A 13,831-nucleotide genomic window follows, 5' to 3' on the forward strand; every position below is an offset into this window, starting at 1 on the left:
GCTGCCGAACCGCCCACCAACTCCCGCCTCCGGCGGGGCCTCACGGGCATCACCCACGCCGCCCGGGGAAGTGTCAGGCGCGCCCGTGCGCCTGCTGCGTGTGTCGGGACAGTGAGTCGAGGACCACCGCGACGAAGAGCACCCCGCCCGTGATCACCAGCTGGACGGCGGTGGGCGTGTCGGTGAGGGCCATACCGGAGGCGATCGACTGGATGACCAGGATGCCGAGCACCGCTGACCAGGTCGTACCGCGTCCTCCGAACAGGCTGGTGCCGCCGATGACGGCGGCGGCGATCGCGTTGAGCAGCAGGACACCGGAACCGGAGTTCTGGCTCACCGACGTGATGCGCGAGGCCAGGAACAGACCGCCGGTCGCCGCCAGGGTGCCGGAGACCGCGAGCACGGCCGTCTGTACGGCGGTCACGTTGAGGCTGGCGCGACGGGACGCCTCGACACTGCTCCCCAGTGCGTAGACCTGCCGGCCGTAGTGCGTGCGCCGGAGCACGATGTCGAGTCCCGCCACCGTGACCAGGAAGATCAGCAGAGCCAGCGGCAGGCCCTGGAACTGGTTCAGCAGATAGGCGGAGCCGAACGCGATCACCGCCACCCCTCCTGTGCGCACCGCGATGGTGTGCAACGGGCGGTGCGGCATGCCGACGGCCCTGCGGCGGCGCCTGTCCAGGTAGGACGCGAGGAAGACCAGAGCCGTGGCGAGCGCCGCCACCGCGTAGCCGACGCCGGCGTTCGTGAAGTAGTAGCCGGTGAGGTGAGCGATGAGCCCGTCCTCGTCGAGGTTGATGGTGCCGCTGGTGCCGAGGATGGCGAGCATGAGGCCGTTCCACGTCAGCAGCCCGGCGAGGGTGACCACGAAGGCCGGCACCCGGGTCCTGGCGATGGAGTACCCCTGGACGGTTCCCGCGGCGGTGCCCGTGAGCACGGCGGCGATCAGGGCGAGCCATTCCGGCACGCCGTTGCTGACGTTGAGCACCGCGAAGACCGCGGCGGCGAACCCGCTGACCGAGCCCACCGACAGGTCGAGCTCACCGAGCAGCAGCACGAAGACGATGCCGACCGCGATGAACCCCGTGCCCACGATGTCCACGCTGAGGTTGGACAGGTTCCGGGGCGAGAGAAAGGTGGAATCCAGGCTCTGGAAGATGATCCAGACCGCGGCGAGGACCAGGGTGACGGGCAGGTAGCCCAGCTCACCGGCGCTCAGCCTGCGCCGCCGGACGGCGATCCAACCCGCCACGGCACGGCTGACGGCCCGCCCGGCATGGCGCTGACGGGCTCTCGCGGTGGCTGCCGTGGGATCGGCCCGCGTCTCGTCCGGCATGTCACGTATCCCTTTCACCACTCGGTCTCTCGGTGGGCCGGCCGGCGGGGCACGTTGTCCGTGGCGCCCGTGATGGAGGAGACGATCTGCTCCTGGGGGGTGGTGCTCACGTCGAAGAAGCCGTTGTTGCGGCCGAGCCGCAGCACGGCGGCCCGGTCCGCGAGGGCCTTCACGTCACCCATGTTGTGGCTGATGAGCAGAATCCCCAGGCCTTGGTCGCGGAGGCGGTCGACGAGGTCGAGGACCTCGGTGGTCTGCTCGAACCCCAGCGCCGCGGTCGGTTCGTCCAGAAGGAGGACGCGCGGGTCGCCGAGAAGCGAGCGTGCGATGGCGACGGTCTGCCGCTGCCCGCTGGACAGTGACACCAGGGGACCGCGCAGATCGGGGACGCTCCGGGTCAGGCGCTCCAGCAGCTGCGTGGTGCGGCGCTCCATCTCCACCTCGTCGAGGAAGCCGAACCTGCGGATCTCCCGTCCGAGGAACAGGTTGCCGACGACGTCGAGGCTCCCGCACAGCGCCAGGTCCTGGTAGACGGTGGCGATGCCGAGGTCCCGGGCTTCCTGTGGACGCCTGATGTGAACGGGCCGGCCCTCCCACTCGATGCTCCCCCTGTCCGCGGGAGCGACCCCGGAGATCACCTTGACCAAGGTGGACTTGCCGGCTCCGTTGTCGCCGAGCAGGGCGAGGACCTCGCCGGCGTGGATCTCCAGCTCGATGTCCCGGAGGACCTCGACGACTCCGAAGCGCCTGCACACGCCGTGCAGGGCGAGCAAGGGGGGCAGCAAAAGAATCATCTCCTTCCGGGACCCGGGGCGGCCGGTCCCGCCTGTCAGGTGAGTCCGGCCCTGTGACAGTCGCGCGCGAGCGGCGGGGCGCAGATCTGTCCGAGCGTGTACACGCCGTCCTTCACCAAGGTGTTCTTGACGGTGCCCAGGGTCACGGACACCGGGGTGAGCAGCACGGCCGGAACTTCCGCGCCGCTGCGGGTCTTCACCCGCCCGGTGGCCACCTCGTCGAGGGGCCGGCCCCGCGCGGCGGCCACGGCCATGGCGCCGCCCGCGGCAGCCTCGGGCCCGAAGGGCTTGTAGACCGTCATGTACTGGTCGCCGCCGACGATGCGTCGTACGGCCGCGAGCTCGGCGTCCTGCCCCGTGACCGGCGGCAACGGGCTGACCTTGTCGGCCTTGAGGGCGGCGATACTGCCGGCGGCGAGCCCGTCGTTGGCGGCGTAGACGCCGTTGATGCTGTCGGCGCCCAGGTCGGAGATGGCTGCGGCCATGTTCAGGTCCGCCGTCTCCGTGCTCCACTGCGGGGTGTCGTACTGCTTGGCGATCGTCACCTTCCCCCGGAGTTCGGACAGCGCGCCCTGCTTGAACGACAGCGCGTTGGGGTCGCCGGGGTCGCCGTTCATCATGACGATCCGGCCGCCGTGCGCCTGGGCACCCATGGCCGTCAGCAGCGCCTGGCCCTGCAGCCTGCCGACCTCCTCGGCGTCGAAGGAGATGTAGCCCGCGATCGGGCCCTCGGCGAGGCGGTCGTAGGCGATGACCGGGATGTGTGCGGCGGCCGCTCTTCCCACCGAGGCGGCCACGGCCCTGGCGTCGACGGCCGCCAGCACGATGGCATCGACCCCGTGGGCGATCGACGAGTCCATCTGTTCCTGCTGGATGGCCGCGTCACCCTTGGCGTCGGCGTGCTCGATCCTGCACTCGCCGCACAGCTGCCGGATCCTCTGTTCCAGCAGGGGCCTGTCCTGCGCCTCCCAGCGGGGGGTGGTGGAGTCCGGCAGCAGCAGGCCGATCGTCCGCGTGCTCCCGGAGGCGGAGTTCCCGGCACCCGATCCGCAGGCGGTGAGGGTCACGGCCGTCGAGACCGCGGCCAGGGCAAGGGCGGTGTCCCGGACGCAGGCGTGCATGCGCGAGGCCTCCCTCCTCCCCAAGGCCGTGCGGCTGCGCCCGCGGTGCAGCGGCGTGGCCCGTGGAGCGAGGCGAGGTCTCGGCCCGCGCTCGCCCCTATCGGGTGAAAGCGGCAAAACCACCGCCTCGCCAGTCTGACACCGGCCACAGTGAACTGCGAATGCGGTGCCATGCGGCCGACCCCACGGCAATCTGTCCTGTTTGCCCCTCTATGCGATTCTGGTGAGGGGGAGTGCGCAGTGGCAGCAGGTCGACACCCCTGGCGCGGACGGGAGGTGGATGCGGACATGCCTCACCACGGCAGCGCCCGGGCCGGGCTCTCGCAGCCGGGTACGTCCGGGCCCGGCGTCGCGGGCACCGGCTCCACCGGCACACCGCCGGCGCCGGGGACCCCCGTGGGCATCCGCGCCCTGGCCTTCGCCGGAGCGGCGCTGGTCGTGCTCTATGTGTCCGAGGCGGGATCCGACGACCTTCGGTCGGTGGACACGGCCGGATGCGCCCCCGCCGCGTACGGACTGCCGGAGCGCCTGGCCCTGTCCGGCGGCTCGCCCGCGGCCCGCGCCTACCGCGCCTCCCACCCCGTGTGGCTGACCCCCGCGGCACTCGCCTCCTGTCCCGAGGGCTGTCCCGCGCCGCCGCGGGACCGGACATCGCTCGGTGCGTTGCCCCTGGGCACCGAGGACGGACGGCTCGGCTGCCTCGTCGTCGTGAGCGCCGGCGAGAACGGTTTCGAAGCCGAGCAGCAGCGCTTCCTGGAGCGCTACGCCACCGCGGTCGCCGGTGTACTGGAGGCGGGGGCCGCGGGCGGGCCGCCGTCGGCACCCCTGACGTACGCACTGCGCCGCATGCGCGTCGGCTCCTTCGTCCTGGTGCCGGAAACCGGCGTGATCGACGCGGACGAGACGCTGCGCGAACTGGTCGGCATCCAGCCGGACGACTTCGACGGCAAGGCGGACTCCCTGCTCGCGCACGCCCTGCCGGAAGACCTGCCCGCCCTGATGGCGGTGCTGGAGCCGTCCACCCGGACCTTCGGCCGGCGCGAACTGGACTTCCGCGTCCGCTATCCCACCGGTGAGATGCGCTGGCTGAGCCTGAGGTGCCGGGTGGCCGCGGGTACCGACGGCAGGCCGGAGCGGGTGCTGGGTGTGGTGACGGCGACCTCGGTCCTGCACCGGGGGGCCGACGACGTCTCCCGGATCCAGTGGCTGACCGCCGCACTCGACGAGGCCACCACCGTGCGCGACGTCAGCCAGGTGGTCGTCACCGCCCTGCGCGAACCCCTGGGCGCCGACCGGGTGGCACTCGCCGAGCTGCAGGACGAACGTCTCCAGGTCACCCTGCTCGACCCGCCGCAGCCCGCCGCCTGGCCGCGGGCATGGCGTCTCCAGTGGCGTTCGGAGTGGCCCGACGCACCCCTCAATGCCCTGCCCACCCTGCAGACGGCTCTGCGAGACGGACGTATGGACCTGCGGCCGGCAGGCGCCGCCTTCGAACCGGGACTCGACGGCATCGGCCCAGGAGGCCTTGCCGTCCTGCCGCTGCCCGCCAAGGGCCGGGCCGTCGGCGTGTGCCTGATCGGCTGGGACCGGCCGCACGGGTTCCTCCCCGAGGAACGTTCACTGCTCACCGCCACCGCCTCACTGGCCGGCCAGGCCCTCACCCGCGCCCACGCCCACGACGCGGAACAGGAACTCGCGACGATGCTGCAGCGCAGCCTCCTGCCGCGGCGTCTGCCCGAGCTTCCCGGCGGGATCGCCGTCGCCCGCTACCTGCCCGCCCGTCGGGGACTGCAGGTGGGCGGAGACTGGTACGACGTGATCGCCCTCTCCGAGGACCGGGTGGCGCTGGTCATCGGCGACGTGCAGGGCCACAGCGCCGCAGCCGCGACGATCATGGGACAGATGCGTACCGCGGTCAGGGCGTACGCGGTGGAGGGCCACCCGCCCGACGTGGTCGTCTCCCATGCCAACCGCCTCCTCGTCGGCATGGAGACGGATCTGTTCGCCACCTGCTGCTACGCCGAACTGGACATGGACGAGGGCGACGTCCTGTTCGTCCGGGCCGGGCACGTCGCACCGCTGCTGCGCCATCCCGACGGCAGCACCGAGGAGGTCGAGGTCGAGGGCGGCCTTCCGCTGGGCATTTCCATGGACGCGGACTTCCCGATGACAGCGGTGGCGCTGACGCCCGGAATGCTGCTCGCCCTGGTCACCGACGGGCTGGTAGAGGCCGCCGACCTGTCCCTGGACGAGGGCATGCGCCGCGCCCTCGCCACCCTCGCCACGACCGATCCGTCGGATCCCGGGCGGGTGGCCGACGAGCTGCTGGGCGACCACGGTCGTCGCGAGGACGACGTGGCGCTGCTGTTGCTGCGCTACGACGGCATGAAGACCCGGCCGATCCGCTCGGGCTGGGCGGTGTGGCGGCTGCCCGACGCCGTCATGCACGCCCGCCGCTTCACCGCGCGCACGCTGCGCCGCTGGAAGGTCGAGGAAGCCACCGACCCGGTGCTGCTGGTGGTGTCGGAACTCGTCACCAACGCGCTGGTGCACACCCAGGGTCCGGTCCGTCTCGAACTGACGCTCCGCGGTGGCCGGGTGCGCGTCTGTGTGAGCGACTCCTCTCCCCGGGCGCCCGCCAGGCCCGTGATCGTGGACTGGGAGTCGACCGGCGGCCGGGGTCTGCTCCTCGTCGAGGCGGTGTCGGAGTCCTTCAGCACCGTGCCGATGGCCGGCGGCAAGCAGGTGTGCAGCGAGATAGCCGTACCGCGCCGTGAACCCGCTTCCGTGGGCGCGGACCCGGGCGCCGAGGACGGTGACCGGTCATGACGTGTCGCAGGCAACGCGTGGCGTCTCGCGCGCGGTACGTCGTCGGCGCGCTGGTCGCAGGCGTGCTGGCCATGCCTTCGGCCGCCTGTACCGGGGACGGAACAGCCACCACGGACAGCTTCACCGTCGGCCTGCTGCTGCCGAGCCGGGTGGTGCCACGCTGGGAGAACTCCGACAAGCCGCTGATCGAGCAACGGGTCAGACAGCTCTGCCCGCGCTGCGACGTCACCTATGCCAACGCGGGCGACGACTCCACGGTCCAGCGGCAACAGATGATCGCCATGATCACCAAGGGGGCCAGGGTCATCGTCCTCGGCGCCGCCGACAACAGGGCGCTGCGCTCCACCGTCCAGGAGGCGCACGACGCGGGCGTCCCCGTCGTCGCCTACGACAGGCTCGCCGACGGCCCGATCTCGGGCTACGTCAGCTTCGACGGCGTGCAGGTCGGCACGCTGCAGGGCCAGGTTCTCCTGAAGGCGATGGCCGCCCCGACCGAGGACAGGACCATCGTCATGATGAACGGCGACCCGACCAGCACCAACGCCGCGTCGTACAAGAGGGGCGCACTGTCCGTCCTGCGGGGCAAGGTGAGGATCGGCCGTTCCTACGACACCTCGGGCTGGAGCACGGACAACGCGAACGCCAACATGTCCGCCGCCATCTCGGCCCTGGGCCCGGGCCGGATCGACGGCGTCCTGGCCGCCAACGACGCCATGGCCGCCGGCGTCATCTCCGCGCTCAGGACCGCCCACGTCCGGCGCCTTCCCCCGGTCACCGGCCAGGACGCCGACCTCGACGCGGTCCAGCGCATCGTCGACGGCGAGCAGTCCATGACGGTGTACAAGTCCTTCCGCGCCGAAGCCGAAGCGGCCGCGGCCATGGCCGTCGCCCTGGGCCGCGGCGAGAAGCTGCACACCATCGCCACGACGACGACGGACAGCCCCACCACCCGCCACATCCCGTCCGTGCTTCTCAACCCGGTCGCCGTGACCACCGCCAACATCAAGCAGACCCTCGTCAAGGACGGCGTGTACACCATCGCCCAGATCTGCACACCGCAACTGCGGGCCGCCTGCGCGAAGGCGGGGCTGACTCCGTAGCGGTGTGAGCGGCATTAATCCAAGGAAATGAAAAAGACCAGGCCACGGAATACATGACCTGGTCTTCAAAGGAGCCGCTTTCGGGATTCGAACCCGAGACCTACGCATTACGAGTGCGTTGCTCTGGCCATCTGAGCTAAAGCGGCGCGTCGCCCGCACTATGGTGCGATCAGCGACGTCGGTAAGTCTACACAGTTTCCGAGGCTGCTCCGTACACGCCCCGGAGGGGGCGCCTCCGGGGCCGGCCGTGGCCGCTATGAGCAGCGCTTTCCCTTCATCGGCGGGGTGCCCTTGAGGAGATAGGTGTCGATCGCCGAGTCGATGCAGGCGCTGCCCCGGCCGTACGCGGTGTGGCCGTCGCCGACGTAAGTGAGGAGGTGGGCCGAGGTCAGCTGGCGGGCCAGGGACCGGGCCCAGGGGTAGGGGGTCGCCGGGTCCCGGGTGGTGCCGACCACGACGATCGGCGCGGCGCCCTTCGCCTCGATCCGGTGCGGCTCCCCCGTCGCCTTCACCGGCCAGTACGCGCAGTTCAGCGAGGCCCACGCCAGGTTCGGCCCGAACACCGGGGAGGCCTTCTCGAACTCGGGCAGCGCCTTCTCGACCTGTTCGGGGGTGGTGAAGGCGGGCGGCAGGTCCAGGCAGTTCACCGCCGCGTTGGCAGACATCAGGTTCGAGTAGTGGCCGTCGGAGTCCCGCTCGTAGTAGCTGTCGGAGAGCGCGAGCAGGCCCGCGCCGTCGTTCTCGTTCATGGCCGCGTGCAGCGCGTCACGCAGTTGTTCCCACTCCGCCTGGTCGTACATCGCCGCGATCACACCGGTCGTGGCGAGGGACTCGGTGAGCTTGCGGCCGTCCGCGTCGCCGGTCGGGACCGGATGCGCGTCGAGCTTCTGGAAGAACGTCTTCATGGTGTCGGCGATCTGCGCCGGCGTACTGCCCTTGGCGCCGAGCGGGCAGTCGGTGCGCTTCGCGCAGTCCTTCGCGAAGGACTGGAACGCCGTCTCGAACCCCGCCGTCTGCTCCAGGTTCAGCCGACGCGCGGTCAGCGAGGGGTCCATCGCACCGTCCAGCACCATCCGGCCCACCCGGTCCGGGAACAGCCCCGCGTACGTGGCGCCGAGGAAGGTGCCGTACGACGCCCCCACGTAGTTCAGCTTCTGGTCGCCCAGCACCGCCCGCAGGATGTCCATGTCGCGTGCCGAGTCGACGGTGGAGACGTGCCGCAGCAGCTGCGCCGAATGCGTCCCGCAGGCCTCCGCGAACTTCTTGTATGCCCCGACCAGCTGGTTCGTCTCCTTCTGGTCGTCGGGTGTCATGTCGGTCTCGGTGAACGCGTCCATCTGTCCGCCGTTCAGACACTGGACGGGCTCACTGCGGGCGACTCCCCGCGGGTCGACCGCGACCATGTCGTAGCGGGCCCGGACCTCGGCGGGGTAGCCGATGCCGGCGTACTGCTGGAGGTAGTCGACCGCCGAGCCGCCCGGCCCGCCCGGGTTGACCAGCAGCGAACCGAGCGGCCTCGCCTTGCCGGTCGCCTTCTTCCGGGCCACCGCCAGCCGGACGTCACCCGCGCCGGGCCTCGCGTAGTCCAGCGGGGCCTTCATCGTGGCGCACTGGAAGCCGGGGACACCGCAGTCGCGCCAGCTGAGCTTCTGGCCGTAGTACGGCGCCAGCGCGGACGGCGTCGCAGGGGGCAGCGCGGCCAGCTCTGCGGCCCCGGCCGATGTCGCCGCCGACGACGCCGCCGCCGTCGCCGCACTCCCCGGGGAGGAGCACCCGGAGGCGAGCAGGGCGGCGGCCGAGAGCAGGGCGGCCGCCACGATCCGGGTGTGGTGGGTCCGGGGCCGGTTTCGGTCCTGGCGGGGCATTCGCCTGATGTGCATCAATCGAGCGTAACGCTGAGGGATGACCTCCGTGCAGTGCGTGCCACGCGTGGCTCGTACGGGTGACCCTGGTCAACGACGGGCACGAAGCCCGTACGGCGTTCAGCCCGCTCTCAGTGCCATCGTCATCGCCTCCACCGCCAGCAGCGGCGCCACATTGCGGTCCAGGGCGTCCCGGCAGGCGGCGATCGCCTCGATCCGGCGCAGCGTCGCCTCGGGCGAGCCGGTCCGGGCCAGCCGCTCCAGGGCGTCCTCGGCGTCCGCGTTGGCGATCGCGACCCTTGAGCCGAGCTGGAGGGCGAGGACGTCCCGGTAGAAGCCGGTCAGGTCGGTGAGGGCGACGTCGAGGCTGTCGCGCTGGGTCCTGGTCCGGCGGCGTTTCTGCATGTCCTCCAGGTCCTTCAGCACGCCCGCCGTGCCGCGCGGCAGCCGACCGCCCTGGGCCGCGCCGAGCGCTGCCTTCAGCTCCTCGGTCTCCTTGCCGTCCATCTCCTCGGCGAGCTGCTTGGCGTCCCCGGCCGCCGCGTCCACCAGCTCCTGGGCGGCCTTCAGGCACGCGCCGACCTCGTCCAGCCGCAACGGCAGCTTCAGCACGGCCGCGCGGCGCTCACGGGCCGCGGGATCGGTGGCCAGGCGGCGGGCCCGGTCGACGTGCCCCTGGGTGGCGCGGGCCGCGTTCGCCGCGGTCGCCGGGTCGATGCCCTCGCGCCGCACGAGCATGTCGGCGACCGCCTCGACCGAGGGCGTGCTCAGGTTCAGGTGGCGGCAGCGGGAGCGGATCGTGGGCAGCACGTCCTCCAGCGAGGGCGCGCAGAGCAGCCAGACCGTGCGGGGGGCGGGCTCCTCGACGGCCTTGAGGACGGCGTTGGCCGACTTCTCGTTCAGCCGCTCGGCGTCCTCGACCAGGATGATCTGCCAGCGGCCGGTCGCCGGGGACGTGTAGGACTTGCGGACCGTGTCGCGCATGTCCTTGACCAGGATCTCGGTGCCGATGGCGGCGACGGTCGTGACATCCGCGTGGGTGCCGACCAGCGCGGTGTGGCAGCCGTCGCAGAACCCGCAGCCGGGGGCGCCGCCGAGGGCGCGGTCGGGGCTGACGCACTGCAGGGCGGCGGCGAAGGCCCGCGCCGTCTGGTTGCGGCCGGCGCCGGGCGGGCCCGTGAACAGCCAGGCGTGGGTCATCTTCGACGACTCCGGCAGCGGCTGGTCGGCCGCCGCGGCGGTGACGAGGGCGTCGGCGTCCCGGGCGGCGGCGGTGAGCACCTCGCTCACCCGCTCCTGCCCGACGATGTCGTCCCATACGGTCATGGGTCACGCCGCCCTTTCCCCACTCACTCCCGGCATGGCCGGTACGTACGTCCCGGTCCGGCACCCGCGTCCCGATCCGGCTTCCATTGTGCGGGCGCCCACTGACAACGGGGGCGGCACCGGCCGGCACCGCCCCCGCACGTTCACCTCACGACCGCGTGGCACGCGCCCGCTCCCGCTCGCGTTTCAGCCGCGTCGCCCGCGGCCTCGGCGGCCCCGCTCGTCGTCGGGCCCCTGCTCCTCGTACGAGCCCAGCAGTTCGTCCGCCAGCGACGGCAGGTCGTCCAGCGGGGTCTCCTCCGCCCAGTCGGGCCGGGGACGCCGTCGCCGGGCCCCAGCGTCGGCACCGGTGTCGGCGTCGATCTGCGGCAGCTCGCGCGTGCGGTCCTCGGAACCGTCGGGGTTCCCGGCCGTCCGCTCGTCCCGGAAGAAGCCGCGCGGCATCCGGTCCGCCGGACCGTCCGCGGCCGCCGACGCGTCGTCGCGCACCGGAGGCAGTACGGCGGTCTCGTCGGCCGCGCCGGACCGCACCGGCGGCAGCACCGCCGTCTCGTCAGCCGCGCCCGGCGGCACCGGCGGCAGCACCGTCGTCTCGTCGGCGGCTCCCCGGGGCGTCTCGCCCGGCACCGGCGGCTGCGGCAGCTTCGCCGTGACCTCGGACTCGGACTCGGGCTGCCGGGCCGCCGGCGCCGGCTCGTCCCGTACCGGACGCAGCACCTTCGTCTCGTCGTCCCGGCCCTCCGGCTTCACCACCGGCGTCGGCATGGTCGTCGCCTCCGGGGTGACGCCGGGCGCCTTCGGCTGCGGGGCCGCCGACTGGTGCGCGGCCACGTCCGCCGCTGCCGCCGCCTCCGCCGCGGCGCGCCGCGCCTGCTCGGCCTTGACGAGGGCCTCCTCGGCCTTGCGCTGCTTCTCCAGGCGCCGCTCCTCGGCCTCGGCGCGCAGCCGGGCCTCCTCCTCGGCCTGCTTGCGACGCCGCTCCTCCTCGGCCTTGCGGCGGGCCTCGGCCTCCGCGCGGGCCTTCTCCTCGGCGAGCAGCCTGGCCTGCTCCTCCTCGGCACGCTTGCGCGCTTCCTCGGCCCGCAGCCGGGCCTCCTCAGCCTGCCGTTCGGCCTCGCGGCGCTGCGCCTCCTCCAGCTCGCGGCGCTTGCGCTCCTCCTCCTCCGCGCGCAGCTTGGCGAGCTGCTCCTGGCGCTCGCGCTCCAGGCGCTCCTCCTCGGCCTTGCGGGCGGCCTCCTCCTCGGCCTTGCGCCGGGCTTCTTCCTCGGCCTTCTTGCGGGCCTCCTCGGCGGCCTTGATCTCGGCCTCCGACATCGGCAGCACCGTGTCCAGGCGGGCCCGGACGACGGTGGTGACGGCCTCGGCCTCCTGGCCGGCGTCGACCACCAGGTAGCGGCCGGGATCGGAGGCGGCCAGGGTGAGGAAACCGGCCCGCACGCGCGCGTGGAACTCGGCGGGCTCCGACTCCAGCCGGTCGGGCGCCTCGGTGAACCGCTCGCGGGCGGTCTCCGGCGGTACGTCCAGCAGCACGGTGAGGTGCGGTACGAGTCCGTCGGTCGCCCAGCGGTTGATGCGGGCCACCTCGGTCGGGGACAGATCGCGGCCCGCGCCCTGGTAGGCGACGGACGAGTCGATGTACCGGTCGGAGATGACGATCGCGCCGCGCTCCAGGGCGGGCCGGACGACGGTGTCGACGTGCTCCGCGCGGTCGGCGGCGTACAGCAGCGCCTCCGCGCGGTGCGACAGACCGGCCGACGACACGTCGAGCAGGATCGAGCGCAGCCGCTTGCCGACCGGGGTGGCCCCCGGCTCGCGGGTGAGGACGACCTCGTGGCCCTTGGCGCGGATCCACTCGGCGAGGGCCTCGGCCTGGGTGGACTTGCCGGCGCCGTCGCCGCCCTCCAGGGCGATGAAGAAACCGTTGGCGGTGGGCGCCTCGGCCGGGTCGTCGCCGCCGAGCAGCGCGTCCCGCAGGTCGTGACGCAGCGGTACGCCCGCGCGGTCGTCGACCTTGGCCAGCACGAGCGCGGCCACCGGCAGCAGCAGCGCGCCGACCAGCATCAGGGTGAACGCGGCGCCGCCGTGCGCGAAGACGAACTTGCCGTTCTCCAGCCGGTGCGGCCCGATCAGCGCGGCCACCACAGGCGCGATCAGCGCGCCGAGCGCTATGGCGACCCGGACCACCGCGTGCAGGTGCTCGGTCGTGCGCGCCCGCCGGAAGTCCTCGGTCTCCTGGTCGAGCAGGGTGTGCCCGGTGTTGGCGGCGACGCCCGCGCCGATCCCGGCCAGCGCGACGACCAGCACCACGGTGGTGACGTCAGGGATCAGACCCGCGGCCAGCAGCGCGACGCCGGTGAAGGCGATGGCCAGCGAGAGCAGTCGGCGGCGTGAGAGCGTCGGCAGCAGCTGGGGCGCGGTGCGGATGCCGACGGCGACGCCACCGGTCAGGGCGAGCACCAGCAGGCCGTACAGGACCGGGCCGCCGCCCAGGTCCTTGGCGTGCAGCACGGAGACGGCGACGGCCGCGGAGATCGCCCCGGCGACGGCCGCGCAGGCCAGCACCAGCAGCGGGATGGCGCCGGTGCGGCCGGTGTCGGTGCCGGTGCCGGTCTTGGGGCGGCGCAGGCCCTCCAACGGGGACCGCGCGCGCGGGGTGCGGGTGCCGGGCACCTCCAGGTACACCAGCACGGAGAGCGACCCGGCGAACAGACCCGCCGCAACGTACGAGCCGAGGGCCGCCTGGTGCTGGGCGAACCAGGCGATGCCCGTGCCCAGGAGGTTGTTGACCAGCGAGGCGGCGACGAGCGTGGCGGCGGCGAGCGGGACCGCCAGGAAGGTGGTGCGCAGTGACAGCCGGCGCAGGGCGTCCAGGTGGTCGGGCAGCGGTCGTACCGTCGCGCCCTCCAGGGGCGGGGCGGGCAGCAGCGCGGGGGCCGCGCTCTCCCGGCAGACGGTCCAGAAGCGCTCGGCGATCCCGGTGACGAAGGCGGTCACCAGGAGCAGGGCCGGGGCGTTGCGCGGTGTCCAGTCGATCCACAGGGGCGCGATGATCAGCAGGACGGCGCGCAGTCCGTCGGCGCCGACCATGGTCCAGCGGCGGTCGAGCGGGCCGTCGGTGGCGGTCAGGGTGGTGAGCGGGCCCAGCAGGACCGCGCCGAAGAGGAGGGTGGCGAGAATGCGTACCCCGAAGACGATCGCCACCGCGAACGCCACGCCCCGGTAGCCGCCGCCGAACGAGGCCTCGGCGACGGCCGCCTGGAGTGTCAGTACGACCAGCACGAGCAGTGCCAGGCTGTCGCCCACTCCGCTCACCAGCTGGGCGCTCCACAACCGCCTCAGCTCGGGTCGGCGCAGCAGCGAGCGGACGGCGCGCTCGCGGGAATCCGCTACCAGCGCGTCGTCCGGGTCTGTCTGGGGGGCCGTTGGCTGCTCGGCTCGCGTCATGCTTTCAGCCTATCGGCAG

General features: G+C 72.7%; 8 protein-coding genes and 1 tRNA gene. 2 read left to right on the plus strand and 7 right to left on the minus strand.

Translation table 11 applies throughout. From position 1 onward, the window contains the following. Positions 1 to 73: 73 nt before the first annotated feature. Genes ABZ646_RS00910 through ABZ646_RS00920 form a run of 3 tightly spaced genes read right to left on the minus strand, consistent with a single transcriptional unit; the run spans position 74 to position 3,251 of the window. On the minus strand, positions 74 to 1,336 hold the full coding sequence (locus ABZ646_RS00910; protein ID WP_360511570.1) for a sugar ABC transporter permease: 1,263 nt from the start codon (positions 1,334 to 1,336) through the stop codon (positions 74 to 76). A gap of 14 nt (positions 1,337 to 1,350) precedes the next feature. Continuing rightward, positions 1,351 to 2,130, minus strand: a complete 780-nt coding sequence (locus ABZ646_RS00915) for an ATP-binding cassette domain-containing protein (RefSeq protein ID WP_360511572.1) — start codon at positions 2,128 to 2,130, stop codon at positions 1,351 to 1,353. A gap of 35 nt (positions 2,131 to 2,165) precedes the next feature. Beyond that, entirely contained in the window at positions 2,166 to 3,251 is a 1,086-nt protein-coding gene (locus tag ABZ646_RS00920) for a substrate-binding domain-containing protein (RefSeq protein WP_360511574.1), read from the minus strand. 288 nt (positions 3,252 to 3,539) lie between these two features. Here ABZ646_RS00920 and ABZ646_RS00925 point away from each other — a divergent pair, with 288 nt between their 5' ends. Together ABZ646_RS00925 and ABZ646_RS00930 are read left to right on the plus strand one after the other, a co-directional pair. Continuing rightward, positions 3,540 to 6,080 (plus strand): SpoIIE family protein phosphatase, encoded by a 2,541-nt coding sequence (locus tag ABZ646_RS00925; protein WP_360511576.1) that lies wholly within the window; start codon positions 3,540 to 3,542, stop codon positions 6,078 to 6,080. Between the two features lie 17 nt (positions 6,081 to 6,097). Beyond that, entirely contained in the window at positions 6,098 to 7,180 is a 1,083-nt protein-coding gene (locus ABZ646_RS00930) for a substrate-binding domain-containing protein (RefSeq protein WP_360511578.1), read from the plus strand. A gap of 72 nt (positions 7,181 to 7,252) precedes the next feature. Here ABZ646_RS00930 and ABZ646_RS00935 read toward each other — a convergent pair. The 4 genes from ABZ646_RS00935 to tmk form a co-directional block, all read right to left on the minus strand. After that, positions 7,253 to 7,326, minus strand: a tRNA-Thr gene (locus ABZ646_RS00935). A gap of 108 nt (positions 7,327 to 7,434) precedes the next feature. Beyond that, positions 7,435 to 9,060 carry an alpha/beta hydrolase gene (locus ABZ646_RS00940; protein WP_360511580.1) on the minus strand — a complete coding sequence of 542 codons (1,626 nt, stop codon included), beginning with the start codon at positions 9,058 to 9,060 and terminating at the stop codon, positions 7,435 to 7,437. 102 nt (positions 9,061 to 9,162) lie between these two features. Next, positions 9,163 to 10,368 carry a DNA polymerase III subunit delta' gene (locus ABZ646_RS00945; RefSeq protein WP_360511582.1) on the minus strand — a complete coding sequence of 402 codons (1,206 nt, stop codon included), beginning with the start codon at positions 10,366 to 10,368 and terminating at the stop codon, positions 9,163 to 9,165. A 186-nt stretch (positions 10,369 to 10,554) separates the two neighbouring features. Next, positions 10,555 to 13,812: a dTMP kinase gene (gene tmk / locus ABZ646_RS00950; RefSeq protein WP_360511584.1), complete on the minus strand. Its 3,258-nt coding sequence runs from the start codon at positions 13,810 to 13,812 to the stop codon at positions 10,555 to 10,557. Between the last annotated feature and the right edge of the window lie 19 nt (positions 13,813 to 13,831).

Source organism: Streptomyces sp. NPDC007162 (assembly GCF_040634175.1).
In the GTDB taxonomy this organism is placed as follows: domain Bacteria; phylum Actinomycetota; class Actinomycetes; order Streptomycetales; family Streptomycetaceae; genus Streptomyces.

Excerpts from the sequence above, each read along its gene's own strand:
- ABZ646_RS00910 (WP_360511570.1), bottom strand. The coding sequence starts at position 1,336 with ATGCCGGACGAGACGCGGGCCGATCCCACGGCAGCCACCGCGAGAGCC.
- ABZ646_RS00915 (WP_360511572.1), bottom strand. The coding sequence starts at position 2,130 with ATGATTCTTTTGCTGCCCCCCTTGCTCGCCCTGCACGGCGTGTGCAGG.
- ABZ646_RS00920 (WP_360511574.1), bottom strand. The coding sequence starts at position 3,251 with ATGCACGCCTGCGTCCGGGACACCGCCCTTGCCCTGGCCGCGGTCTCG.
- ABZ646_RS00925 (WP_360511576.1), top strand. The coding sequence starts at position 3,540 with ATGCCTCACCACGGCAGCGCCCGGGCCGGGCTCTCGCAGCCGGGTACG.
- ABZ646_RS00940 (WP_360511580.1), bottom strand. The coding sequence starts at position 9,060 with ATGCACATCAGGCGAATGCCCCGCCAGGACCGAAACCGGCCCCGGACC.
- ABZ646_RS00945 (WP_360511582.1), bottom strand. The coding sequence starts at position 10,368 with ATGACCGTATGGGACGACATCGTCGGGCAGGAGCGGGTGAGCGAGGTG.
- tmk (WP_360511584.1), bottom strand. The coding sequence starts at position 13,812 with ATGACGCGAGCCGAGCAGCCAACGGCCCCCCAGACAGACCCGGACGAC.